Source organism: Virgisporangium aurantiacum (assembly GCF_016863635.1).
Taxonomy (GTDB): Bacteria; Actinomycetota; Actinomycetes; order Mycobacteriales; family Micromonosporaceae; genus Virgisporangium; species Virgisporangium aurantiacum.
Genome location: NZ_BOPG01000212.1, coordinates 1 through 532, shown reverse-complemented (window position 1 = coordinate 532; position 532 = coordinate 1). Strand labels below are relative to the sequence as shown.

At 59.2% G+C, this 532-nt stretch carries 1 pseudogene; it reads left to right on the top strand.

Going from position 1 to position 532, the window contains the following annotated elements:
* Positions 1-532, top strand: a pseudogene (locus Vau01_RS63095) (DNA-directed RNA polymerase subunit beta); the annotation flags it as partial.

Genomic DNA, 532 nt, shown 5'->3' with positions numbered 1-532 from the left:
TTGAGGAGATCAGTCCCATCGAGGACTTCTCCGGCACCATGTCGCTGTCGTTCTCCGCGCCGCGTTTCGATGAGGTGAAGGCCTCGATCGAGGAGTGCAAGGAGAAGGATCTGACGTACTGCGCCCCGCTGTTCGTAACCGCGGAGTTCACCAACCACACTACTGGTGAGATCAAGAGCCAGACGGTGTTCATGGGTGATTTCCCGATGATGACGCCCAAGGGGACGTTCATCATCAACGGTACCGAGCGGGTCGTGGTCAGTCAGCTCGTCCGGTCGCCGGGCGTGTACTTCGACAAGACGCCGGACAAGACCTCGGACCGGGATCTGACCAATGTCAGGGTGATTCCGAGTCGTGGTGCGTGGCTTGAGTTCGACATCGACAAGCGTGACACCGTCGGTGTTCGGGTGGATCGTAAGCGTCGTCAGGCGGTTACGGTGCTGCTCAAGGCCATTGGCTGGACGGCCGAGCGGATCCGCGAGAAGTTCGGTTGGTCGGAACTGATGATGACCACCCTGGAGAAGGATCACAT